Below are 461 nucleotides of genomic sequence, written 5' to 3'. Positions count from 1 at the left end.
GGGCGGTCGGGGTCGCCCTGTTCGAAGGCGATGGCCACTTCGGTGCCGCAGATCAGCGGCAGGTGCAGGCCATGGGTGTCGCCGGCGTAGGGGCGTGCCTGGCGGAGCCACATGCTTTCCTGGCCGAGCTTCCAGGGGTCGCGATCGAAGAGGAAGTTGACCTTGTAGCGGCCCTCGAGGTCGATTTCGGCGTAGGGATCGTTGGCTTTGCCGCTGGTGACGCGGGCCGGCAGGGTGCCGGCGATGATCGGTTTGGGCGGTACCGGCGGGCGGAAGCAGACCATTTCCGCGTAGGGGATGGCCTCGAAATTTACTTCGATGCTGCGGTCGCGGGCGGCGCGGGTGTGCAGGCCGGTGATCACCGCGCCGGGGGCAAAGGCCTGGGGCGCGTCGGCGATTTTCAGCACCTGGCCCGGCGCCAGGGTGGCGCTGCTGCTGGCGCCGCTGAGGTGGGTCTGATC

General features: G+C 69.0%; 1 protein-coding gene. It reads right to left on the bottom strand.

The annotated features are described in order from the left end of the window. On the bottom strand, positions 1 to 461 hold a 461-nt coding region (vgrG, locus tag NPS56_RS31010; RefSeq protein WP_274078177.1), incomplete at both ends, for a type VI secretion system tip protein VgrG.

It is taken from the genome of Pseudomonas putida (genome assembly GCF_028682635.1).
In the GTDB taxonomy this organism is placed as follows: domain Bacteria; phylum Pseudomonadota; class Gammaproteobacteria; order Pseudomonadales; family Pseudomonadaceae; genus Aquipseudomonas; species Aquipseudomonas putida_AE.
This window is presented reverse-complemented; position numbering and strand designations above follow the sequence as displayed.